This window comes from Actinospica sp. (assembly GCF_035552695.1).
In the GTDB taxonomy this organism is placed as follows: Bacteria; Actinomycetota; Actinomycetes; order Streptomycetales; family Catenulisporaceae; genus Actinospica.
The window spans coordinates 1-22,979 of sequence record NZ_DASZKT010000228.1; the positions used below are offsets into that span (position 1 = coordinate 1).

The window sequence follows — 22,979 nt, forward strand, 5'->3', positions numbered from 1 at the left end:
CTCAGCGACGAGCGCATGGACGCCTCGCAACTGGAACGCGTGCTACGCCGGATTCACCGCCGTGAACTCTTCGGCCGGCTTATCGATCGCTACGAGCTGACTCCGGGATCGCTCGTCTTCCATCTCGCCGAGGTGCCCACCAGCGGACCGTTCGACTTGATGATCCTGCGCCGGGAGGTGGCCGAAGCCGCGGCACGACAGCCGGGGGAGTGGACGGTGCTGACGCTGGAGACGGCCCGCGCGACGGCGTTGGTGCCCGTGCCCGTTCCCGCCTCCGGACTGGCGAGTTTCCGAGTCCGGCCGAGTGAGCAGCCCGCCGCGTGGACGGACACGTTCGCACCTGCGACGGCGACGGCCCGCGCGCTGTCCAACGGGCTGGTCGACGTCGCGATCGCCGCCGACGGCACCCTGGACGTGACCGGGGTGGACGGGACCACGCTGCGTGGCGTCGGCCGTATCGTCGACGGCGGCGACCGCGGCGACAGCTACAACTACGCGCCGCCGGCTCAGGACGTGCTGGTGTCGGAGCCGACGGAGGTCGGCGTCGACGTCGTGGAGGACGGTCCGCTGCGGTCCCTGATCCGGGTCACCCGCTACTACGACTGGCCCGCCGCGCTGTCCGATGACCGTGACGTGCGCGGTGCCCAGACCGTGCCGACCTCGGTGGAGACGCTGGTGGAGGTCCGTGCGGGTGAGCCGTTCGTGCGCCTCCGTACATCGTTCCTCAACCGGTCCGCCGACCACCGGCTGCGCTGGCACATGCCGTTGCCCGAGCCGGTCATGCGCTCCGCGTCGGCCGGGCAGTTCGCCGTCACGGAGCGAGGGCTGACCGCCGAGGGCGGCTGGGGTGAATATCCGATCCCGACGTTCCCCGCGAGCACCTTCGTGTCGGCCGGTCCCGCCGTCGTCCTGGTCGACCACGCCACCGAGTACGAACTCGTCGACGAAGGCTCGGAACTCGCCATCACCCTGCTGCGCGCGGTCGGCTCGATCAGCGTCAACATCCATCCGTTCCGGGACGAGCCCGCGGCGACCGAGATCCCCGCACCGGGAGCGCAGGATCTCGGCGTGCGCATCGAGAACCGGTTCGCGATCATGCCCTCGGCGACCGGGTGGCAGGGTTCGAACGCGGTCACCCTGGCCGAGGACTTCCGCAACGAGGCACTCGTCGTCCGGGGCGGCGCGGCCGGTGGCGAACTGCCCGCGGACGTGTCCGGGCTGCGGGTCGACGGCGCGGACGTGCTCGTTTCATGCGTCCGACGGGCCACCGACGACGATTGCGGCCCCGGCACCGAGGTGCGGTTGGTCGCCATGAGCGACACGGGTTCGGCGGTCCGCGTCACCGGCCCGTTCAGCGAAGCCGTCACGGTCGACCTGCTGGGCCGACCACTCGCCACGACGCCGGCCGCGGGCGGGCTCGACCTCACCCTCGCCCCGTGGGAGATCCGGACGTTGCTGGTCCGGTAACAAGGAGATTTTGTTTCAGGTCAAGGAGGACTCGTGAAGCGAAAATTCGGTGCGCTTGTCATGACGCTCGCGCTGCTACCCGTGTTCGGCGTCGCCGTTTCGTCCGCCGGGACGGCGAACGCCGAGGCCAACGGAGTCGGCGCGAAGCCGGCACTCGGTTGGAGCAGCTGGAGCTTCGCCCGTAAGAACCCGACCGCCGCGGTCGTCGACGCGCAGGCCGACGCGATGGTCGGCAGCGGGCTGGCGAAACTCGGTTATCAGTACGTGAATCTGGACGACTTCTGGTATCAGTGCCCTGGCAGCCAGGGTCCCGCCGTCGACCAGTACGGCCGCTGGGTGATCGACTCGACGCGGTTCCCGGGCTCCGGCTCGGAGAACGGAATCCAGGCCGTCGCCGATCACGTGCACGCCGACGGCCTGAAGTTCGGCATCTACGTCACCCCGGGCATCTCCGCGCAGGCCGTCGCGCAGAACACGCCGATCGAAGGCACCCCGTACCACGCCGACGACATCGCACTGCCCAACGTCAGCGAGAACAACTACAACTGTGGCGGCATGGTCGGCATCGACTACAGCAAGCCCGGCGCGCAGGCGTTCATCGACTCCTGGGCCAAGCAGTTCGCGTCCTGGGGCGTCGACTACCTCAAGATCGACGGTGTCGGGTCGCAGGACATCGGGGACGTGCAGTCGTGGTCGCAGGCACTGCAGGCCACCGATCGCCCGATCCACCTCGAACTGTCCAACAGCCTCGACATCGCGGACGCATCGACCTGGGCGAAGTACTCCAACGGCTGGCGCACCGGCGGCGACATCGAGTGCTACTGCGGGCCCAACAACGCCAGCTACCCGCTCACCAACTACGGCAGCGTGGCCACCCGGTTCGACCAGGTCGCGGCGTGGGCACCGTACGGCGGGCCGGGTGCGTTCAACGACTACGACTCGCTCGAGATCGGCAACGGCGCCAATGACGGGCTGACGCTCGACGAACGCAAGACACAGTTCAGTCTGTGGGCGCTGGCCTCGTCACCGCTGATTCTCGGCACCGACCTGACCAACCTCGATCCGACCGACCTGAGCCTGCTGAAGAACACGAATGTGCTCGCCGTCGATCAGGACGCGATCGACGCCAAGCGCATCGAGAACAACGGCACGACGCAGGTGTTCGCAAAGAAGGAGGCCAACGGCGACGCCGTCGTCGGGCTGTTCAACACCGGCGACGCGCCTGCGGCCGTGTCGACCACGGCCGCCGCGCTGGGCCTTCCCAGCAGTCGCCAGTACAGGCTGACGGATCTGTGGTCGAACGCCACCCTCCAGTCCGGTGGCGGCATCGGCGCGACCGTGCCGCCCCACGGAGTGACGCTGTACCGGGTGACACCGTCCCGGTTGCCGGTGTTCGCGCCGTCGGCCACATCGTTCGGCATCAGCGGGCTGGCCAACGGTCAGGTCGCCAACCAACCGTTCACCGCGACCGAGACCTTCACCAACTACGGCACCGCGCCGGTCCTGAACGTCAACATGGGACTGACCGCGCCGTCCGGGTACTCGGCGAAGGCGACGTCGGTGACCCACTTCGGGGCGATCCCGGGTGGACAGACGGTGCACACCACCTTCACGGTCGACTCACCGCCCACGCAACTGTTCTCGTCCGCGGTCTTCACCACGACGGACAGCTACACCCAGTTGCTCGGCGGCACGACGAGCGCGACGGAGAGCCATCCGCTGACCGTCCACAGCCAACTCCAGGCGCCGTACTCCAGCTACAGTTCGACCACCGGCCTGTTCGCGCAGTCCGGCAGCGAACTGGGTATCGCCGGCCAGGGTGCGGACATCTGGGGCAGCACCAACGAGTACAGCACGATCTATCTGCCCAAGGCCGCCTCGGATGGCACCGTGGCCACCGTCGAGGTGTCCTCGCAGCAGAACACCGCGCCATGGGCGAAGGCGGGCATCATCATGCGCAACGATGTGACCGGTGCGAACACGTCGCCGGGATACGTGCTGCTGGCCGAAACGCCGGGCAACGGCTACATCCTGGACTGGGACGCGAACGGCGACGGGCAACTGGACTCGCAGGACGGCGGCAACCAGACGTCGGTGTGGCCGAGTTGGTTGAAGCTCGTCAGATCCGGGGCGACGTACACCGGTTACTACTCGACCGATGACGTGCACTGGAACCTGGTCGGCACCGCGTCGGTCCCGTCCGCCGCGGCCACCCAGGACGTCGGCGTGGCCATGACCTCGCACAGCGCCGACGTGACCGGTGAGGTCGACTTCAACGACTTCACCGCTTCCTCGGGAGGCTGATCCTTCGGCCCGGTCGCGTTGTCACCACTGGTCCACCGGTTTCCTCGGCCGAGGTTACCGGTGGACCAGCGTCGTCGCGCAACACCCTGCTATCGGCCGTTGGCACCGAGGATCGCGATGGCCGAGACGGTGGTGTACCCGCGCCATTCGAGTATTGCCGCTTCGGAGTAGCTGTCGAAATCAACGGCCCAGCCGCCATCGGCCTGCTGCTCGTTCTCCAGCCGCTCGAGGTCTCGGATGACGGCTTGCTGATCGAGAAGGGCGCGGACCGGACGGTCGGGGGTGAGGGCGTAGCGTGTCGCCTGCTCCTCACACGGTATAAGAGTAAGAAGTGGTGCCGGTCGATGCGATTCTGGACGAGGAGGAGCCGATGCCCGACTATCCGCTGCCTCCAGCAGCGTCGGCCCTGGTACGGACTGCGCTCAACGCCGGAGCGAGGGGCAAGAGCATCCGGGTCCTCGAACACGCCGTGTGGCGAGCCCGCCAGGACGGACTCCGGCTGCTCGACACGCCGGAGGATCTGGTCAGCGGCCTGGAGTGGCTCGGCGTGCTGTACCTCCTCGAGGACCGGCCAGACCGCGCATTGCCCGCGCTGACGGACGCGCTGAAATGCCGCAGCCCTCGACTGGGCGCCGATCATCCGCGGGTCAGGTATCTACTCGCCCGGCTCAAGGACGCCTATGTTGCGCAGGGCAAGCCGATGAAGGCGATTCCGAAGCGGGAAGAGCGGCTCGCCGCCGACGAGGCCCAGCACGGTGACGCCGCTCGCCGGACCATCCGCAGCCGGTACAAGCTGTTCGACGCCTACTGGTCTGCCGGGCGGATCGATGACGCCTTCGAGCTCTTCCGCAGCGCCGCAGTCAGATGCGAACGGGAGCACGGACCGGACGCCGCGGAGAGCATTGACGCCCGCCACCTCCTGGCCTGGGCCTACCTCGACGCCGAACTGCCCGGAGGCATTCCCCTGCTGGAGCGAAACATCAAGGCATTGCCGCGGGCCGGTTGCCGCCCGACCATGCTGGCCATGCGACACAGCGAGCTCGCCATGGTTTACCTCTGGTGGGGCCGACCCGCAGACGCCGTCACCGTCACTCGCCAAGCACTCGAGAACATCGCCGACCTGGACGACGCGGAAGCCCGAATGGTGCGCAAGGAACTCGCCCGTCGTTCCGACGAGGCCGCGAACTTCCGCGAGACGGCCTGAGCCGCGTCGGCGATGTCGGCGTGCCGCACATTCGGTGAGATCGTCAGCTCAGCGGGACGTGCGTGCCTGTCCATGCCGCGCGGCGAGGTATCCGGCGGCGAGAAGCGCGGCCACGGTCGCGCATTCGGCGACGATGCCGATGAGCGCTTGCGGTGCGGGTTGTAGCCCGTGTTCGACGAATCCGAAGACGCCTATGGTGCGTGAGGCGGCGAAGCCGGCCAGCGCGCCGAGGGCCGTGCCGGCTGCGGTGAGTTGGATCAGCGCGGGCGGCGGGAGGAGCGCTGCCGCCAGCAGCAGTGCGCCGAGGCCGAAGGAGGCCGCTGCTTGGAGCAGGAACAGTACGCCGACGGCGTGCAGGTAACGGTAGCCATCGAGGTAGAGCTGGGCGTGGACGGCGCCGCTGGCGGCGAGCGTGGCCCCGGCCGCGGAAGTGAAGAGTCTCGATGCCAGCGTGGGGCGCGCTCTGGTCAGCCGAGCCGTGCGCAGGGAGGCAAGGACGGGGGCGTCGGTCATGTCAGCTCCTTGTCGGTGATCGCCAGCGGGGTGGTGGCCTGTCGGTATTCGACGGTGCGGATGCCGAGGGCGGTGCGCAGTTGCCGGGCCGGGAGTACCTGCGGGGTTGGCGCGGGGGCTTGGCCGGGCTTGGGCAGCGGGTACGCGGTCGTCGTGGCCGAGTGGAAGGTGACGTTGCCTTCGACCCGGGTGAACAGCTGGTGGACGTGCCCGTTGAGCGCGGTGACCGAGGCGAATCGCTTGAGCAGGTTGAGCACCTGCAGCGCGTCGTCCGTGGCCCAGCCCCATTGCGGGTACATGGCGAACAGCGGGATGTGGCTGAACACGACGATCGGGGTGTCGGAGGGCAGCCCGGCTACGTCGCGGCGTACGAAGTCGATCTGGTCGGTGCCGAGGTGGCCGAGCTTCTCCAGGCTCAGTGTGTTGACGAGTGCGATGAAGTGCACGCCGTGTGTGTCGAAGCTGTACCAGCCGTCGCCTTCGGCGCCGCGCGCGAAGGTCTGCCGGTAGGCGCGGCCGTGGTCCTCCACGGAGTCGTGCTCGCCGGGGACGGTGAAGACCCGGTCCGTGTCGAGCCCGCTCATCATCTGCTTGACCTGGTCGAACTGCGCCGGGGTGGACAGGTGGGTCAGATCGCCGGTGTGCATGACGAAGTCCGGCCGGAAACCCAGAGTGTTCACCTGGTCGACGGCCCGGGCGAAGGAGCCGGTGACGTCCGTGTTGGCGGGCCCGGTGAAGCCGATGTGGCTGTCGGAGATCTGCACGAAGCGCAGGGTGTTCGGGTCGCCGGTGCCTGCCGCGGAGGCGGTGTCGCGCGTGTCGGCGACGTGGCTGACGACCTCGCCGCCGGTGACGCTCAGCACCACGGCGGCGCCGAACCAGCCGGCGTGCCGTGCGAGCTGACGTCGTGTCATGGGAGCGGTCATCGGGTCACCGTCACGGTGGCGGTCATGAACGGGTGGATGGTGCACAGGTAGCTGTAGGTGCCCGGCTGGGTGAAGGTGTGCGAGTAGCTCTGGCCGGTGTTGAGCGGCTGCGAGTTCAGCGGTCCCGCGTTGTTCTGGCTGGTGACGGTGTGCGCGTCAGTGTCTTGATTGGTCCAGGTCACCGTGGTGCCGGCCTTCACCGTGACGGAGGCGGGCGTGAAGGCGAAGTTCTCGATGGAGACGTTGTCGGTGGCCACCGCTGCCCCGGCCGACGTCTGCGCGGCGCCGCTCATCGGCATCGTCATCGACGGCATCGATCCGCCCGCGGACTGCGCTGTGAGCGGCTGTGCCGCGCCGGTGCCGGTGGCGCCGGGCATGCCGGCGAGGCTCGGCTCGCCGGAGCCCGGCGTGAGGCCGGTGGCCGTGGCCGACGTGGTGCTCTGCGCGGGGCTGGAGCAGGCGGCGAGGGCCAGCCCGGCCGCCGCGAGCAGCGCGGCCGCCGCGCCGACCCGGCGTATGGGGAAGGACTTTTTCACGGTTCAGCTTTCTGATCGGCCCTGGACGGGCGCAGGTGAAGAGCGAAGATCTCGTTCGCAATGGGTTACGGGCGTGGGTTACACCGTCCCGGCGCGCGGCTGTAACCCCCGCCCGTATCTCTAGGCGAGGAGAATCGACGGAGGGTCTTTCGATGCCGAGGGAACGGATCGGGTGCACGCCGGGCTCTACCATGAGCCGTGGCCGGTCGCCGGAAGTTCGGAACGCTCAGACGGGTCGGTCCCGGCATGGCGTGGCGGGCTGAGGCCGTAGTGCCGGCGGCCCGTCCCTCGGCACTGCCTTCGGCGGCGTATCCCGACTGGGAGGCGATCTATGCCGACAACGTGGGGCGCATCTACCGCCTGATGTTCGCGAAGGTCGGCAACCGTCCGGACGCCGAAGATCTGACCTCGCAGGTGTTCATGGCCGCGCTCGGCCCGTTGCGCGCGGGTGCCGAGGCGGCAAAGGTGCGCGCGTACCTGACGGCGACGGCGCGTACCGTGCTCGCCGAGCATTGGCGGCGCACGTTGGGCCACCAGGTCACCGAGATCGACCCCGAGGCCACGGATCTGTTCGACCAGGCGCCCGGCGCCGCGGCGTCCGACAACGCGGCGGCCGGCGCGCGAGCCCAGCGGATCCTGGCGGGGCTTCCGGAGCGGCACCGGCAGATTCTCGTTCTGAGATTCTTGCGCGGGTACACCATCCGGCAGGCCGCGACCGAGCTCGGCGTCACGATCGCGAACGCGAAGGTACTGCAGCACCGCGCGTTGCGCGCGGCCGCCGGCATGGAGCAGAAGGCTGAGAAGGAAGGGGAAGCGCCATGAGGCGGCACGCAGTGGACCGTTATGTGGACCGGCTGCTCGGCCGGCGCCGCCCCAAGCCCTTCGCGGCCACCGAGGAGGACCTGGCACTCGTGCGCACCGCCATCGATCTGGTGGCCGCCGGGCCGGACGCCGCGGACCCCGGTCCCGCGTTCGTCGACCGGCTGCGCCGCGAGTTGCGTGAAAGCGAGCAGGCGCAGGCGGCCGCGCCCGCACCGGAGCCGGCGTGGCGCGCCCCGCGGCGTCGTCGGCTGCTCGCCGCGGGCGCGCTCACCGCCACCGGCGCTCTGACCGGCGCGGCCGGGGATCAGCTCTTCGCCCGAACCGAGGGCCCGCAGGCGCAGCAGCCCGCGCCGCCCGGAGAGCTCATCCCGGCCGTCGGCACCTGGCAGCCGATCGCGCGTACCGCCGAGGTGCCCGAGGGCGCCGTCGTCGCCTTCGACCTGGGCGCGGTGGCCGGCTTCGTCAGACGCACCGGCGGGCGCGTCCAGGCCGTCTCGGGCAGCTGCACCCATCAGGGCTGCCGACTCGATCTGGACAGCGCACACCGCGTACTCGCCTGCCCGTGCCACGGCGCGACGTTCGACTTCGCCGGCGCGAACCTGACCCGTCCGCGCCAGTCCGGCGAACCGCTGCCCGCGCTGCCGCGGCTGCCCGTGCGCGAACTCGACGGCACAATCCAGATCTACGCTCCGGTCGGCAGCCAGCCTCCCCGGCCCAGCGCGTAACCTCCACGCATTAGTGAGTAGTTCATACTCACGACAGTGCCCCGTGGCATGCTGGAGCATCGGCGTGGGCGATCGCGCGCCCACCGATTCATCGTCGATGTCTTCGAGTACGAGTACGAGTACTGCACTGCCATGCACCGCTGACTGTGGGGGCAACGTGTTCTACAAGAGATCGGCCGCCGTCGCCGCGGCCTTCGTGACCGCGGTCGTGTTCCCCGCGCTCACCGCCGCGGGCGCGAGCGCACGGGTCGCCATCCCGTGGACGGACCAGACGGTCTTCGCGATCGGCCCGACCGGCGACTACGTGGCCGAGTGGATGGGCCTGTCTCAGGGGTGGACCATCATCGGCGGCCCGGCGAGCGAGATCTACGCCGGTTCGGCGGGCGTGTTCGCCACCAACCCGACGACCGGCGACGTCTTCGAGTACAACGGCACTCCGGGCGGTTGGACCGAGATCGGCGGTCCCGGCGCGCAGTTCGCCGAAGGCGGCGGGCACCTCTACGGGCTCGGACCGAACGACGGCTACGTGGCGGAGTGGAACGGTCCCGGACAGGGCTGGTCCGTGATCGGAGGACCCGCTGCGAACATCTACGCAGGCCCCTACGGGCTCGTCGACACGGCACCCGGCTCCAACGGCGATATCCGGCGCTACAACGGAACCCCGAACAGCTGGACCGACATCGGCGGACCGGAGGGCTTCGCCACGCTGAATGACATCGCGGTCGGCTCCAGCGCCGTCTACCGGATCAACCCGGCCACCGCCGCGGGCGTCACCGTCGTCGACAAGTGGACCGGAGGCACCGCGTGGACCCCGATCCTGACCGCCGGGAGCACCCACCACCTGGGTAGTCTCATCGCAGGTAATGACGGCGTGTACCTCGACGATGTCACCACCACCGGTGACGAGTACCTCAAATACAACGGCACCCCGAACAGCTGGTCTCCGATCGCCGAAATCGACTATTACGGCGACGGCTTGTACCCGATGGTGGAGAGCGGCACGAGCCTGTACGGCGCCACCCTCGACAACAGCGCCGGCGACGGCGCCTCCACGGACGTGGAGATCTACTCGGGCAGCGGCAGCTCATGGACTGTCATCGGCGGACCCGCCAACCCCAACATGGCCGCAGGGGACTGAGATCGCCCAAGAGGAGTGAGGATACTTAGAATGTTCGACAAACATCATCTGCTTAAGCATGGCACCGCAATCCAGGGCGTGGTAACGAGCCACAAAGAGATCGCTCACGACCAATTCGGGGGCGAACTCGACTATTCGATTCACGTTCAGGTCAAGTTTGGGGACGGGACCGAGACGCAGATCGTCCATCGGTGGACTGAGCGGTCGAAGGTCGGCAGCCTCCGTGTCGGTGACAAGGTACCGGTCCGTTATGACCCGGATGACCACTCCAAGGCGGTCATCGACTTCCCCGCGCTGGAAGCCGCGCATGCAAAGCAGATCGCCGATGCGAAGGCGACACTGAAGCGCTACGAGGACGAGCGGGTCCGCAGGGCGCAGGGCGAGATCGACGCAGAAGCTGAGCGCGGCCATAAACACCACCGCTGAGCCCCTTTTGGATGCGGCATCAGCGCCCTGAACAGGTTGGGAAAGTCTTCGTAATGCTCGAACTCGACCTCTGGATTCGCGACCGCTCAGTCGCTATCCTGCCTCAGGCCAGGTCAGACTGTGCGGGTCTCAGCACCCACAAAGTCATCGACAGATCCGAACCTGAGGCAAGAACGTAGGGCGATATTCCGGTGACCACGAAAAGTGCAGAGCCCGCAGTCAGCGGCAAGGCGTCGCGCGCACAGCGTATCGAGGCTCTGCGGTCCGCGTATCGGGCTGATCTCGCCCAGGGCACCGATCGGTTCTTCGAGCCGCGGCGCACCGACTGCCCGTGGTGCGGGGCGACCTCGCTGAAGTCGCGCCTGCGCACTGCCGACCTTATCCAGCACAAGCCCGGCCGGTTCACGTTGGACCAATGCCGGGGCTGCGGCCACGTCTTTCAGAACCCGCGCCTATCCGACGCGGGCCTGGAGTTCTACTACCGCGACTTCTACGACGGCCTGGGCGAAGAGCGCGCGGCAGCGACGTTCCGCGGCCGCGCCCGCGCTTATCGCGGCCGCGCGCAGCCCGTCGTCGCGCTCGGCGTCACTCCGGAGAACTGGCTGGATGTGGGCACGGGACACGGTCACTTCTGCGCCACCGCGCGTGAACTGCTCCCCGCCACCCGGTTCGACGGACTGGACCAGAGCGAGGGCGCGGAACTCGCCGAGCGCGAGGGCCGCCTGGACCGCGGGTTCCGCGGCCTGTTCCCAGAGCTGGCCCCCGTGCTTGCCGGACAGTACGACGTCGTCAGCATGTTCCACTACTTGGAGCACAGCACCGAGCCGCGCCGGGAGCTCGACGCGGCTCGCCAGGCGCTGCGCCCCGGTGGGCTGCTGCTGATCGAGGTCCCCGACCCGCAGAGCCGCTACGCCGGAGTGCTGGGACGCTGGTGGCTTCCCTGGCTCCAACCGCAGCACCTGAATCTGATGCCGGTGGCCAACCTGCGCGCCCTGCTGAGCGAGCTGGGTTTCACCGTCGTCGCCGAACAGCACGGCGAGCCGCACGATCCCGTCGACCTGCTCGCCGCCTGCTTTCTGGCGATGGACGCGATCGCACCGCGCGAGGACGCACCCTGGCTACCGGGCAGACCCCCGGGCCGGGTGGCGAGGGTCTTGCGCACCGCGATGTTCCTCGCCGCGGCTCCGTTCATGCTGATAGCCACCGCCGCCGATCGCCTCATCGCCCGCGTAGCCGGCCGCGCCGGCCTGTCGAACGCGTACCGCCTCCTCGCCCGCTACGAGGAATGATCGGCGCTGCCGCCCCTGCACGAAGGCGGGCTACTCCTCCGGCGGTACGCAGGTCGGGCGGACCCGCGTGGCCTGATGCGCTCCATGGTGCCGCTGGCGTAGAAAAGTATCTGGAGCGGTTGTCGATCCGGGCTCGCCGCCGTTCGTCGGAGGAGTAGAAGGGGCTCACCGGGAGCCTCCGCCCACAGATCGGAGTATGGAAATGTCCAAGTACCTGGTACTCATCTATGAGGACGAGGCCCCCTACGCCACCGGCGACGCCGCCCTGTTCAAGCGGGTCATGGACGCGCACAACAAGTTCGGCGCGGACAACAAGGACGCCCTCGTCGGCGGCGAGGCGCTGCAGCCCACGTCCACCGCGACCAGCATCCGGGGCGGTGTGGTGACCGACGGCGCGTTCGCCGAGACGAAGGAGGCGCTCGGCGGCTACTACCTGATCGAGGCGGCCGACCTGGACGCCGCGCTGGCCATCGCCAAGCAGGTCCCGGCCGAGTTCGGCGGGGTCGAAGTACGTCCGCTCATGGTGTTCGACCAGCAGTGACGTCCGACTCGCGGGGCGCCGGGCCGCAGGCGGACGGCGCCCCCGATCGGTTGGCGGCCGGCGTCGCCGAAGCCGTGGCGGACGCGCACCGCCGCGAGTGGGGCTTCGTCCTCGCCGCGACGGCGCGCGTCACCCGCGACCTCGATCTCGCCGAGGAGTGCGTTCAGGACGCCTACGCCAAAGCCCTCATCGCGTGGGTCGAGTCCGGCGTTCCCGAACGCCCCGCGGCCTGGCTGACCACCGCGGCCCGCAACCGCGCCGTCGACCTTCTCCGGCGCGAAGCCACGCTCCGCAGCCGCCTTCCTCTGCTCGTCGACGACGTTCCCGAACCCGAGCACGACATCCCCGACGAGCGGCTCCGCCTGATCTTCACCTGCTGCCACCCGGCCCTCGCACTCGAAGCGCAGGTCGCTCTCACTCTTCGGCTGCTATGCGGCCTCACCACGGCCGAGGTCGCCCGCGCGTTCCTGGTCAGCGAGCCGACGATGGCGGCGCGCATCACCCGCGCCAAGAAGAAGATCGCCGGCGCGGGCATCCCCTACCGTGTCCCCGATTCCGAGGATTTGCCGCAACGCGTGGAAGCGGTTCTGACCGTCGTCGACCTGGTCTTCACCACCGGCCACACCGCTCCGAGCGGCGCCGACCTGGTCCGCGCCGACCTCGTCGACCGCGCCCTGGGTCTGGCCCGCATGCTCAGGTCTCTGCTCCCCGGAGACGCCGGGGTCGCCGGCCTGCTGGCCCACATCCTGCTCACCGACGCCCGCCGCGCGACCCGGGTCGACGCCGAGGGCCGGCTGGTGCTGCTCAAAGACCAGGACCGCGAGCTTTGGGACCGCGAAGCCATCGCCCAGGGCCGAGCCCTCGTCCGCGAGGCCCTGCGCCGCCGTCCGCCGACCCGCTTCGCGCTGATGGCGGCGATCGCCGCCATCCACGACGAGGCGCCGTCGTGGGAGGAGACCGACTGGCGCGAGATCGTCGGCCTCTACGATGTCCTGCTGCGCTACCGCCCGTCCCCGATCGCCGCGCTGAACCGCGCGGTCGCGGTGAGCTTCGCCGAAGGTGCCGAGGCCGGCCTGGCCGCGCTCGACGACCTCGTGCTGGAACCGCAGCTCGCCTCCTACGGCTACGTCGGCGCGGCACGCGGCGACATGCTCGCCCGCCTCGGCCGCCGCGCCGAGGCCCGCGCCGCCTACGAGGAGGCCCTGCTGTTCACCGAGAACGAGGTCGAGCGCGAGTTCCTCGCCGCCCGCGTCGCCGATCTCTAGAACTCCGGCGGGAATTCGTGAGGGCCTGGACAGCACAGGCCGCGGGCGATGCGCTCGCGTTCGGCCGGCGGTGTTCCGCGCCAGAGACCTTCGGCCGCGCGCAGTGCTTGCGAAGCCCGGTCCCATCGAGAGTCGCGCGCGGCCGCCGCTGCCGTGCCGGAGTAGTGCTCGACTTCGGTTACGTCGAGTTCTGTCGCCTCGCGCAGTTCGAGAAGGAAGCCGGAAGGCTTCGCGATGATCCTGCCTTGCGTGTCTCCGAGCGCGTGACGCAGCCGTGCGAGATAGGTGCGCAATGCGGCACCGGCATTCGGCGGAGGCGTCGAGTCCCACAGAGCATCGATCAGCGCATCGCGAGAGACCGTCCGATTGGCATCAAGAAGCAGGGCGGCGAGCAGGATCCGCTGCTTGGCGGCGGGAACGGTCCTCTCGGAACCCGCGTCGTCGACGATCCGCAAATCCCCGAGCAATCCGAACCGCACCACGTGCCCCTTCGCGAGTCCGACATCTCTGGCAGACGGTTCCCACCTTAGCGGGGCACTGCGACGAGCGACGTGATCGCTTTCTCTTCGGCTGCTACGGGGGTGTTGATGCAGCGTCGCCCGGTCGGACGAACCCGACCGGGCGACGCGGTTTGCTCGTGTGTCAGCTCACTGTCGCGTGGTACAGCTCGCAGTGGTTGTTCAGGTTGGACCAGCTGCCCTGCAGGGTGTAGGTGCCGTTGCCCATCTTCACGTTTCCGGCGCCGCCGGTCACGCCCTTGAGCCAGGCGCACTCGTCGGCGTTCTCCTGGCCGCTGTACGAGCTGCCGGTGTTGTTCGTCCAGCCGCCGGCCGGGTTCTGGTCGGTTATGGTCTCCGAGTACTCGTGGCCGAGGGTCATCGTCCAGCCGTCGAGGGTACCGGGGCTGTTGAGGAAGCCGACGCCGCAGCCGGAACCGGAGTCCATGTTGTACGGCTGGTTGGAGAAGGCGATGTCGCCGTACGGGGAGCTGACCGCGCCGCCGGTCAGGCTGCTGTCACGGTTGTAGTCGTGCCACGCACAGTACGAGCCCTGGTAGCTGTCGGGGTTCGTGCCGTGGGGCGAGAGGATCACGTAGTACGAGTCGCGGTTGGCGGCGGCCGTGAGGTTGCCGAAGTGCTTCGCGGCGGCGACGGCCTGGACGCCGAGCTGGTGGCCGGACGCGGTCTGCGGCTCGGCGGCGGCGTTGTCGTACCAGACGCCGGCCAGCACGCCGCCCGTCGGGTACGGGACGTGGGCCGCGGTCGACGCGCACGAGGTCGCGCCGGTGGCCACACCGGAACCGTCGCAGTACTGCGTCATCGTGCCCGACCACTTCTCGCTGCCGGTGCCGATGCCCTTGAAGAGCATCTGCGCGACCGGAGCGCCGCCCTTCGCGTCCTTGCTGAAGGTCAGGTTCCCCTTGGAGTCGGTGCCCTGGGTGCCCCACTGGGTTCCGTAGAACACGAGGTAGACCTTCGGCTTGCCGTCCATCACGCCGATTCCGTCGATGCCGCCGCCGTAGGACAGCGTCTTGGCGCCGGTCGCCGCGGGGGCCGCGTGGCCGACCAACGGCATGACACCGGGCCTGAGCGTGTTGTGGGTAGGGGCGGCCGCCGAGGCCGTCGACATCGCCGGGACGGTCGCCACCAGCGCGACGCCGAAAGCGGCGGCGATGCCGGCGTGCAGGACGCGTCGTCGCTTGCCTGAGGCCGTGAAAATGCTCATGTGCGTTCCTCTCGAGTCAGGAGTCGGCGCCGGACCCGAGTGTCGGGCCGGGCGCCAAGTGCACAGGGTCTGATGGCCGGGCGCACGGGATCACCGTGGCGCGGTCAGCGGCACCCAGAGTGTTGATACGTGCGATTGGGTTGCGTGGATAAAGCGTTCCGGCACGCCAAATAAAGTGGGCAGATGTTCGGCGCACTATGGTGAAGACTCAGCATTCGACTGAAGTCATTGCATCGCTCGTGAGGGAAGCTAGCAGCGGTCCATACACGGGTCAACGCATTGCCGGAAACAGGCTCCTGCCATAAGCCGTGGACGTGCGACTATAGTGAACGTCTGATTCACGACATGGCGGAAACACGAAACGCGACGTCACTCGACCGCTCGGTTTTTGAAATCCGCGAGGGCGACTCAGCGTACGATCGCTTGGCACAGCGTCAGATCACGATCTAGGCGAGGAAGTCATCCCGGTGCTGGCAGCGGGCGCGTCTCCCGGCGAACCGTGCTGCTCGGCACAGCGAACTGGAAGACCGGTCTGCAGCTGAATGACGCCCAGGTCGGGATCGGCGCGCTCGCCGTGCATCCGCGGGGAACGCTGCTGGCGGCTGCGGCGGACGCGGTGTACGTGTGGAACGCGCGCACCGGCAAGCTGCTCGAGGCGATGGATCGGGTGGGGTCCGCGGTCGATCCGACGCAGTTCTACACGTGCCTGCGGTTCAGTGCGGACGGGAGACTGCTTGCCGTCAGGGATCAGAATGGGCTGATCAGGCTGTGGAACACGTCCACGTGGGAGGTGGAGGGAAAGCTCAAGGGCCATGCCGGGTCGGTCGGCGGTCTGGCCTTCGCGCCGGACGGGGCCACGCTCGTGACCGGCGGCGCGGATGACAACTCGGTGCGCGTCTGGAAGGTTTCCTCGCGCGTCGCTGTCGAGAGTGCCGTACAGCCCGCCTCAGTGAGGGCGGTGTCCTATAGCTCGGACGGTCGGCTCTTCGCCGTCGCGTACGGCGACACGGTGAAGTTCTTCGATTCCGCCGCCTTCGCCTCGATGGCCACGGTCGGCGGCTTAGCCTTGTCGATCACTGCGGCGGCTTTCGTGCCGGGAAGCCACGTTGTAGTCGCAGTCGACCCGAACGAGGATGTGCAGCTGTGCAACCCCGCACCGGGCGCCCACCAGCAGGCGTGGACCTCCGACAACGGCAACGACTCCGTCGCCGTGTCACTCGACGGCACGATGCTGGCCGTGGGAGTGGACGGCGGGGGAACCACGTATGGTCCATCGCCGCGATGCTGCCGGAGCCGTCCCACTGACCGGCACGCTGGTTCCCAAGCGAAGCTCGGCACCTGCGGCGCAGGCCGCTTCGTCCTCATCATGCGTCACACGTCATGATCACCGGGCGGCCCGCGCGCGCGCAGAGGCGCACGGGCCGATTCGGGGGTTTGCCTGGATCAGCCCTGGCGCTGCCGGTGGCGGGGATTGCTGTCGCAGAGCACCATCACCCGGCCGTCGCGGCGAACCACCTTGCAGTGGTCGCAAATCGCCTTCACGCTCGGCTTGACTTTCATTCGGCTTCCCTTCCAGCTGTCGTCGTTCCCCCTACGAGTACGACACCGCTGATCACTTGTACCGGTACACGATCCGCCCGCGCGTCAGGTCGTACGGGCTGAGCTCGACGACGACGCGATCCTCCGGCAGGATGCGAATGTAGTTCTTTCGCACCTTTCCGCTGATGTGCGCGAGGACCTTGTGTCCGTTCTGCAGTTCAACGCGGAACATCGCGTTGGGCAGGGGCTCGACGACCCTGCCCTCGATCTCGATGGCGCCTTCTTTTTTGCTCATATCCGTCCTCTCAGTTGACGGCCCGTGTAACGCCGAGGCCGGCCCACTTATTTCCTTCGCCCCTGCGCATGCCGGTGCCGATCGCACGGCTGATCAGCGCCTTTTCGTCCAGCCTGCCGTGTGCGGGTGGTCGTGGCGGCGATGACCGTGCTGGTCAAGAGTAGTCCGGTCGCGAGGAGAAGCGCCTCCGGGCCGTCGCCGGCGTGGACGAGCAGGGCGCCGGTGACCGCGCCGAGGAACATGCAGGCGACCGCTACCAGCCTACGGCCGATCCGGCTGCCGGTGCCGCCGGCGGGCGAACTGTCGGCGGGGATGCCGGTGAGGGTGAGGGTCAGCACGGTGGTGGTCAGGTCCGGGACGGCCAGGGCGCGGGCTGTGGCGTTCTGCAGGCCCATGGCGATGCCGAGCAGAATGATCAACGTGCTCAGCGCGCGGTCGTCGTAGGGGAGAGGACGGCTGACCGCGACGAGGAACGCGGCGAATGTGATCGCGCTCTGGGCGGCCGCGGCTATCAGCAGGTGGCGGCCGCGGTGTCCGCCGGCGCTGTGGGTGATCCGTCCGCCGAGCAGCGCAGCGGCCAGGAACGCGAAGACGGCCAGCAGCGATGCCCACCAGAGGAATCCCGCGGTGCCGCCGAGCGCGAAGGACAGGAACACGACGTTGCCGGTCATGTTCGCGACGAAGACGCGGCCGAGTTCCAGGTAGCTGAACGCGTCGACGAGGCCGGTCACCACGGTGATCGGCACCAGAAGTCCGGGAAGCGGGCCGTGCGGGTCGTCGTGGCGCGGCGCGACGGTGTGCCAGGCGTCGCCCAGGTGGCCGGTGAGAGTGGGACCCGCGGTGCGCGTGGCAGCGCGGTCGGTTCGGGTGCTGCTCATCACGGTTTCTCCGTTCCTCGCCCTCAGCCTTGGGGAGGAACAGAGATTCGTCTAACATGTTGATCAGCTGTCAGTTATAAGCTGGGCCGATCCGTTGGCGCGGCGGGCGAACTCCGAGGTGAAGGCCTCGGCGGCCGAGGACAGGCGCGCGGGGTTGTAGACGATGCTGACCGGATGGCGCGCCTGGTCGTCGTTCAGCGCGATCGCGGCGAAGCGGACGCCGTTGATCTCGCCGGCCCTGGTCAACGCGGTGCTCGGGACGACGGTGACGCCGACGTTCCGGGCGGCGAGTTCGACCATGTCGGTGATCAGGCCCATCTCGAAGGTCACGGCTGGATTCAGCCCGGCCCTGGCGAAGGCGTCCTCCACCCGCCGTCGCAGGCCCGACCCGTCGCGGAAGTGGATGAACTGCTCGTCCTCGGCCAGTTCGGTGAGCGCGATCCGGCGGCGGCCGGCGAGCGGGTGCTTGGCCGACACGATCGCGACGAGCGGCTCGGACCCGAGTTCGACGCACCGCACGCCGGGCGGCGCCTCGGCGGCCGCCAAGCCGACCAGGGCGACGTCGAGTCCGCCCCCGGCCACGGCCTCGACCATCTCGGTGGTGGTGCCCTCGGTGACCTGGAACCTGATGCCGGGATAGCGGTCGTGGAATTCCCCCATCACGCCCAGCATGTCGATGGAGGTGGCCGGTGCCTGGATGAGCCCGAGCCGCAGGGTTCCGCGGCGCAGCCCGGTCAGCGCCTCCATCTCCATCTTCGCGTTCTCGGCGTCCGCGATGATGCGTTGGGCCAGCGGCAGCAGCACCTCCCCCGCCTCGGTGAGGGTGACCGCGCGGGTGCTGCGATAGAACAGCGCGCTGCCGAGCTCCGACTCGAGGCGGGAGATCTGCTGGCTCAGCGCGGACTGGGCCACGTAGTGCTGGGCCGCGGCCTTCGTGAAGCTCATGTTCTCGGCCACGGACACGAAGTAGCGCAGGTGCCGTATCTCCATAAGCTAAACTTATCACTGAAAACTGATTAAGGTGTTGGACAGCTTACTCCAGCGGTTCTCAGCGTCTGAGGCATCACCTCACACGAAAGAGGACTCATGGACAGCCTCTCGACGTCGACCGTGCCGGTGGGCGGGATCCGGCCGTTGGCCGGCGCCGCGGCCCCGGCGGATCTGGTCGTGCGCAACGCCCGGATCCACACCGGCGATCCGGCCCTGCCCTCGGCCGCCGCCGTCGCGATCCGGGACGGCGTGTTCACGGCGGTCGGCGACGAAGCCGACGTCGCCGAGCACGTCGGCCCGGGCACCCGGATCGTGGACGCGCTCGGGCGCCGGGTGATCCCCGGGCTGAACGACTCGCACACCCACGTGATCCGCGGCGGCGGAAACTACCTGCTCGAACTGCGCTGGGACGGCGTACCCTCGCTGGCGATCGCGCTGCGGATGCTCAAGGAGCAGGCCGAGCGGACGCCGCCGGGTCAGTGGGTGCGCGTGGTCAGCGGCTGGACCTCGGAGCAGTTCGCCGAGCGGCGCCTGCCGACCATCCGGGGACTCAACGCCGCCGCGCCCGACACTCCCGTCTTCGTGCTGCATCTCTACCAGTCGGCGCTGCTGAACCGGGCCGCGCTGAAGGCGGTCGGGTTCACCCGGCGGAGCCCTGATCCGGCCGGCGGCCAGATCGTGCGCGATCACGCCGGCGAGCCGGCCGGACTGCTGTTGGCCGCGCCCGGCGCCGCGATCCTCCATTCGACGCTGGCCAAGGGGCACGTGCTCGACCACTGGTGGTCGTTGCTCAGAGTTCGATGACGGTGCGGATCGCGGTGCCGGCGCGCAGTAGTTCGAGCGCCTCGTCGAGTCGTTCGAGTGGGAGTCGTGCGGTGATCATGGATTCGAGGTCGAGTCGGCCGGCGCGCCAGAGTCGGATCAGGCGTTGGTATTCCAGGCGTACGTCTGCGCCGCCGTACATGGAGGGCAGGATGCGCTTGTTGTCGTAGAAGAGTTCGTTCATGCCGAACGAGACGGTGTCATCGCGTGAGCCGGCGCCGACGACGATGACGCTTCCGCCGCGTCGGGTCAGGTCGTAGGCCTGGCGTACGAGCGCGGACCGGCCGACGCATTCGAAGACGTAGTCGAAGCCGGTCCTGCCGGTCAGTTCCTTCATCGCCGCCTTCGCTTCGTCGGGTGCGACGGCGTGGGTGGCGCCGAACCGGGGGACGAGGTCGCGTTTGTCCTGGCTCGGGTCGATCGCGAGGATTTCGGCGGCGCCGGCGATGCGCGCGCCTTGGATCGCGGCGACCCCGACGCCTCCGCAGCCGATCACCGCGACCGTGGAGCCGGGCAGCACGCCGGCGGTGTTGAGTACCGCGCCGACGCCGGTGGTCACGCCGCAGCCGATCAGCGCGGCCGCCTCGTAGGGGACGTCGGCTGGTACTGGGATGGCGCACTGCCACGGCAGCACGACCTCGTCGGCAAGCGTGCCGGTGCCGCACATTCCGTATACCGGCTCGCCGTCAATGACGAAGTTCGGGTTCTGCGCGGTGGGCACGAATACCTCGGTGCACAGGTTGGCCTCGCCGCGCAGGCAGAAGTCGCAGTGCCCGCACGGTGGCACCCAGCACACGATGACGTGGTCGCCTTCGCGCACCGAAACAACCTCGGCGCCGACCTCGACAACATCCCCGGCTCCCTCGTGTCCGAGGACGAAGGGTTTGCGGTTGGGCAGGACTCCGGTCATCGCGGAAAGGTCGGAGTGGCACACCCCGCTCGCCCTGACCCGCACCCGCACGTCACCGGGCCCGAGCGGACGGGTGCCGAAACCGTTCAGGACCTCCACCCGCTCTTGACCGGCCACTCGAACCAACGCCGCACGCATCGGGCACCTCCACCGAGTTGTTACCGGCCGGTAGTCAGCCGCCTGCCGGGCACCCTACCCGCGTACGCGTGGTCGGCACCACCGCCAACCGTGAGCCACCCCATCCCCAGCGTGGTCACCCGCGTGGACGGGCCCGCGCCGTCGAACGGGGGATTCCCCCGGCCCGGCGCACTGGGATCATGGCGGCATGACCCGCATACAGGCCGAGACCATCGAAACCGTGCGGTTGGTGCTCGAGCCGCTGCGGATCGAGCACGCCGAGCCGATGGCCCTCGTGCTGGACGACCCGCGGTTGCATGACTTCATCGGGGGAGCACCCGCCAGCGCGCCGCAGCTTCGATCCCAGTACAGCCGCATGCTTGCCGGCCCGAGCGATCCGGCCGAATCCTGGTGCAACTGGGTCATCCGGTTTCGCGAGAACCACCAGCTCACCGGCACCGTCCAGGCGACCATCAGCCCCGACCCCGACCCCGACCCCGACGCCGACCCCGACCCCGACCCCGACGCCGACGGTCGGCGCGCCGAGATCGCCTACGTGATCGGCGCCGCGTGGCAACGCCGCGGCATCGCCACCGAGGCCACCACCGCCCTGGTCGACTGGCTCACCGGGCAGTCGATCCACGCCGTCATCGCACACATCCACCCGGACCACCGCGCGTCGGCCGCCGTGGCCACCGCGGCCGGGCTCACCCCCACCGCCGAACTCCACGACGGCGAGATCAGATGGCACAGGAAGATCAACTAATCCTGGTGGCCCGGCTCCTGCTGTTCCGGCCGAGAAAGAGACCCGACAGTGAACCAGCAATCCGACCAGTGGAGCGCGTACCACTTCTCCCTGGCCAACCCGGAGGGCCCGGGCCGCGGGGACGTGCCCCGCTTCTTGCGGCGACTCGCGGACACCGTCGAAGAGTGCGGGAACATCGAGATCCAGGACACCGTCTTCGTCCAGGAGATGGGCGACGACGGCGATATGTTCCCTCGCGCGACGGTCTACTACCACCGTGCCGAACCGGAAGTTGAAGAGGCTTGACAGGTAGCTGGACCGACCGGATCAATCCCGGTCGGTCCACGAGTCCGCCCTAGAGGCCGCGGAGAGGTCCCCGCCGCGCTCGGCGAGCGCTTCGACGAGCGCTTGGTGGTCCTTCTCGTTCTGGTCGGCGTAGGTCTCGGCGAAACGGGCGAGTGCGCGATCGAAGACGTCGCTCTTTCCGAGGTAGGAGGCGATGGCGATCCGGTCGGAGGAGCGCGCGTGGGCGCGGGCCAGCGTAGTACCGCAGAGCTCTGCGAAGATGCGCATCGAATGCGGCACCATGGCCCTGGAGTCCGCGATGCCCTTCCAATCGCGCAGCTGCCTGACGTAGAAGTCGTGCGACCCGCCGTGGGCGTCCTCGGCCCGCTTCCAGCCCAGCAGGATGTCGCCGACGGCCTGCATCAAGCGCTGTCCGGCCACGACGCGGTGGCCCTGGTGCGCGTACGGGCTCTCGCCGGCGTGTTCCGCCAGCACGGAGCGGTTCGCCTCCTTGATCTGGAGGAACAGCGGGTCCAGCTCGTCCGCGCCGGCCAGCAGCACGATCCAGCACCGCGTTCCGACGCTGCCGACGCCGACGACCTTCCGGGCCATGTCGACGACGCGGTACTGGTCGAGCAGCATGCGCAGGTCGGAGCGCAGGCTGCGGCTGTAGCGTCGGATCAGGTCCCGGATCCAGTCTTCGACCTGCGCGCGCTCCAGGTCCGGGAGCAGGTCGGCGATCGGCACGACGAGGGGCGGATCGGCGGCGATGCGCGGATGCCCGTCGACCACGGTGGTCAGCTTCTCGGCCGCCTGGAGGCTGTCGCGGCCCTTGGCCTTCGCCAACATGCGCCGGAAGTTCTTGCGACGTTGCGCGTCGAGCTGGTCCATGTAGAGCTCGCGGATGCGCTCGGTGTCGCCGTGTGCGTACCAGACGTCGAGGTTGGTCATCCCGGCGAACGCGCGCATGGCTTCGCGGTAGCCGCGGACCATGGCCCGCACCACGGTCGCACGCTGGTGGTCGTCGAACCCGTTCTCCCGCCCCGCGACGGCGAGGCTGGCGGCCAGTCGTTTGACGTCCCATTCCCAGGGGCCGCGCAGCGTCTCGTCGAAGTCGTTGATGTCGAAGACCAGCCGCCGCTCCGGCGAGCCCAGGAGGCGGAAGTTGAGCATGTGCGCGTCTCCGCACAACTGCGCCCGCATCCCGGTCCTGGGGGTCGGGGCCAGGTCGGCGGCCATGATCGAGGCGGCCCCGCGGTAGAAGCGGAACGGGGACTCGACCATCCTGCCGTAGCGGATGGGGACGAGCTCCGGCACCGAGTTCGCGGACTGCGCCGCCAACCGGCCCACCGGCGGCCGGCGGTCCGCGGCCGGCTCCCACTCGCCGTGGCTCGATCGGGGTGCCAGTCGCCGGGCGGACCGTCCGCGCCGCACGCGTTCTTCGGGGGTCAGATACGGACGTCCGGTGACGACGCCCTTCCTGGGCTCGAGCATGCGCATGCACCTCCAACGCCCCC

The 22,979-nt window shown here is 69.0% G+C and carries 23 protein-coding genes and 2 pseudogenes; 14 read left to right on the forward strand and 11 right to left on the reverse strand.

Features of this window, described 5'->3' with window-relative positions:
• The 3 genes and pseudogenes from VG296_RS25755 to VG296_RS25765 all read left to right on the forward strand — a co-directional run.
• A pseudogene (locus VG296_RS25755) lies at positions 1 to 1,467 on the forward strand (alpha-mannosidase); the annotation flags it as partial.
• A gap of 33 nt (positions 1,468 to 1,500) precedes the next feature.
• Entirely contained in the window at positions 1,501 to 3,771 is a 2,271-nt protein-coding gene (locus tag VG296_RS25760; protein WP_325570030.1) for an NEW3 domain-containing protein, read from the forward strand.
• Between the two features lie 331 nt (positions 3,772 to 4,102).
• Positions 4,103 to 4,975 carry a tetratricopeptide repeat protein gene (locus VG296_RS25765; protein WP_325570032.1) on the forward strand — a complete coding sequence of 291 codons (873 nt, stop codon included), beginning with the start codon at positions 4,103 to 4,105 and terminating at the stop codon, positions 4,973 to 4,975.
• A 48-nt stretch (positions 4,976 to 5,023) separates the two neighbouring features.
• Here the strand turns inward: VG296_RS25765 and VG296_RS25770 are convergent, their stop codons facing one another.
• From VG296_RS25770 to VG296_RS25780, 3 genes are read right to left on the reverse strand one after another with little or no spacing between them, the layout of a single operon-like run.
• Positions 5,024 to 5,488, reverse strand: a complete 465-nt coding sequence (locus VG296_RS25770; RefSeq protein WP_325570034.1) for a hypothetical protein — start codon at positions 5,486 to 5,488, stop codon at positions 5,024 to 5,026.
• Positions 5,485 to 6,402, reverse strand: a complete 918-nt coding sequence (locus VG296_RS25775; RefSeq protein ID WP_325570036.1) for a metallophosphoesterase family protein — start codon at positions 6,400 to 6,402, stop codon at positions 5,485 to 5,487. The genes VG296_RS25770 and VG296_RS25775 overlap by 4 nt, the downstream gene beginning before the upstream one ends.
• Positions 6,403 to 6,410: 8 nt before the next feature.
• Complete coding sequence (locus VG296_RS25780; RefSeq protein WP_325570038.1) at positions 6,411 to 6,950, reverse strand: cupredoxin family copper-binding protein; 540 nt, start codon at positions 6,948 to 6,950, stop codon at positions 6,411 to 6,413.
• Positions 6,951 to 7,196: 246 nt separating this feature from the next.
• Here VG296_RS25780 and VG296_RS25785 point away from each other — a divergent pair, with 246 nt between their 5' ends.
• The 7 genes from VG296_RS25785 (at position 7,197) to VG296_RS25815 (ending at position 13,156) form a co-directional block, all read left to right on the forward strand.
• Complete coding sequence (locus tag VG296_RS25785) at positions 7,197 to 7,772, forward strand: sigma-70 family RNA polymerase sigma factor (protein ID WP_325570040.1); 576 nt, start codon at positions 7,197 to 7,199, stop codon at positions 7,770 to 7,772.
• Positions 7,769 to 8,497, forward strand: coding sequence for a Rieske (2Fe-2S) protein (locus tag VG296_RS25790; protein ID WP_325570042.1), 729 nt, complete (start codon positions 7,769 to 7,771; stop codon positions 8,495 to 8,497). Before VG296_RS25785 ends, VG296_RS25790 begins: the two co-directional genes overlap by 4 nt.
• A gap of 157 nt (positions 8,498 to 8,654) precedes the next feature.
• Complete coding sequence (locus VG296_RS25795) at positions 8,655 to 9,635, forward strand: hypothetical protein (RefSeq protein ID WP_325570044.1); 981 nt, start codon at positions 8,655 to 8,657, stop codon at positions 9,633 to 9,635.
• A 30-nt stretch (positions 9,636 to 9,665) separates the two neighbouring features.
• Complete coding sequence (locus tag VG296_RS25800) at positions 9,666 to 10,061, forward strand: DUF3592 domain-containing protein (protein WP_325570046.1); 396 nt, start codon at positions 9,666 to 9,668, stop codon at positions 10,059 to 10,061.
• A 191-nt stretch (positions 10,062 to 10,252) separates the two neighbouring features.
• Positions 10,253 to 11,350 carry a class I SAM-dependent methyltransferase gene (locus VG296_RS25805; RefSeq protein WP_325570051.1) on the forward strand — a complete coding sequence of 366 codons (1,098 nt, stop codon included), beginning with the start codon at positions 10,253 to 10,255 and terminating at the stop codon, positions 11,348 to 11,350.
• A gap of 202 nt (positions 11,351 to 11,552) precedes the next feature.
• Positions 11,553 to 11,891, forward strand: a complete 339-nt coding sequence (locus VG296_RS25810; protein WP_325570053.1) for a YciI family protein — start codon at positions 11,553 to 11,555, stop codon at positions 11,889 to 11,891.
• A complete protein-coding gene (locus VG296_RS25815) occupies positions 11,888 to 13,156 on the forward strand; it encodes an RNA polymerase sigma factor (protein ID WP_325570055.1) in 1,269 nt (422 codons plus the stop codon). The genes VG296_RS25810 and VG296_RS25815 overlap by 4 nt, the downstream gene beginning before the upstream one ends.
• Here VG296_RS25815 and VG296_RS25820 read toward each other — a convergent pair.
• Both VG296_RS25820 and VG296_RS25825 read right to left on the reverse strand, forming a co-directional pair.
• Positions 13,153 to 13,635 carry an AfsR/SARP family transcriptional regulator gene (locus tag VG296_RS25820; RefSeq protein WP_325570057.1) on the reverse strand — a complete coding sequence of 161 codons (483 nt, stop codon included), beginning with the start codon at positions 13,633 to 13,635 and terminating at the stop codon, positions 13,153 to 13,155. The two genes, VG296_RS25815 and VG296_RS25820, sit on opposite strands and share 4 nt — an antisense overlap.
• 163 nt (positions 13,636 to 13,798) lie before the next feature.
• The gene (locus VG296_RS25825; RefSeq protein WP_325570059.1) at positions 13,799 to 14,881 is read right to left on the reverse strand and encodes a hypothetical protein; all 1,083 of its coding nucleotides are present in this window, start codon (positions 14,879 to 14,881) and stop codon (positions 13,799 to 13,801) included.
• A gap of 499 nt (positions 14,882 to 15,380) precedes the next feature.
• Between VG296_RS25825 and VG296_RS25830 the strand changes: the two genes are divergently transcribed.
• On the forward strand, positions 15,381 to 16,265 hold the full coding sequence (locus tag VG296_RS25830) for a hypothetical protein (RefSeq protein WP_325570061.1): 885 nt from the start codon (positions 15,381 to 15,383) through the stop codon (positions 16,263 to 16,265).
• Between the two features lie 59 nt (positions 16,266 to 16,324).
• Here the strand turns inward: VG296_RS25830 and rpmJ are convergent, their stop codons facing one another.
• From rpmJ to VG296_RS25850, 4 genes are all read right to left on the reverse strand, one after another.
• The gene (rpmJ, locus tag VG296_RS25835; protein ID WP_325570063.1) at positions 16,325 to 16,441 is read right to left on the reverse strand and encodes a 50S ribosomal protein L36; all 117 of its coding nucleotides are present in this window, start codon (positions 16,439 to 16,441) and stop codon (positions 16,325 to 16,327) included.
• A gap of 52 nt (positions 16,442 to 16,493) precedes the next feature.
• Entirely contained in the window at positions 16,494 to 16,715 is a 222-nt protein-coding gene (infA, locus tag VG296_RS25840; RefSeq protein WP_325570065.1) for a translation initiation factor IF-1, read from the reverse strand.
• Positions 16,716 to 16,762: 47 nt separating this feature from the next.
• Positions 16,763 to 17,593, reverse strand: a complete 831-nt coding sequence (locus tag VG296_RS25845) for a YoaK family protein (protein ID WP_325570067.1) — start codon at positions 17,591 to 17,593, stop codon at positions 16,763 to 16,765.
• A 63-nt stretch (positions 17,594 to 17,656) separates the two neighbouring features.
• The gene (locus VG296_RS25850; RefSeq protein WP_325570069.1) at positions 17,657 to 18,583 is read right to left on the reverse strand and encodes a LysR family transcriptional regulator; all 927 of its coding nucleotides are present in this window, start codon (positions 18,581 to 18,583) and stop codon (positions 17,657 to 17,659) included.
• A gap of 96 nt (positions 18,584 to 18,679) precedes the next feature.
• Here VG296_RS25850 and VG296_RS25855 point away from each other — a divergent pair.
• Positions 18,680 to 19,357: pseudogene (locus VG296_RS25855) on the forward strand (amidohydrolase family protein); the annotation flags it as partial.
• A gap of 16 nt (positions 19,358 to 19,373) precedes the next feature.
• Here VG296_RS25855 and VG296_RS25860 read toward each other — a convergent pair.
• On the reverse strand, positions 19,374 to 20,453 hold the full coding sequence (locus VG296_RS25860; protein WP_325570073.1) for a Zn-dependent alcohol dehydrogenase: 1,080 nt from the start codon (positions 20,451 to 20,453) through the stop codon (positions 19,374 to 19,376).
• 187 nt (positions 20,454 to 20,640) lie between these two features.
• Between VG296_RS25860 and VG296_RS25865 the strand changes: the two genes are divergently transcribed.
• Positions 20,641 to 21,198, forward strand: coding sequence for a GNAT family N-acetyltransferase (locus VG296_RS25865; RefSeq protein WP_325570075.1), 558 nt, complete (start codon positions 20,641 to 20,643; stop codon positions 21,196 to 21,198).
• A gap of 48 nt (positions 21,199 to 21,246) precedes the next feature.
• Positions 21,247 to 21,483 carry a hypothetical protein gene (locus tag VG296_RS25870; RefSeq protein ID WP_325570077.1) on the forward strand — a complete coding sequence of 79 codons (237 nt, stop codon included), beginning with the start codon at positions 21,247 to 21,249 and terminating at the stop codon, positions 21,481 to 21,483.
• Between the two features lie 21 nt (positions 21,484 to 21,504).
• Here the strand turns inward: VG296_RS25870 and VG296_RS25875 are convergent, their stop codons facing one another.
• A complete protein-coding gene (locus tag VG296_RS25875) occupies positions 21,505 to 22,956 on the reverse strand; it encodes a DUF2252 domain-containing protein (protein ID WP_325570079.1) in 1,452 nt (483 codons plus the stop codon).
• Positions 22,957 to 22,979: the final 23 nt, after the last annotated feature.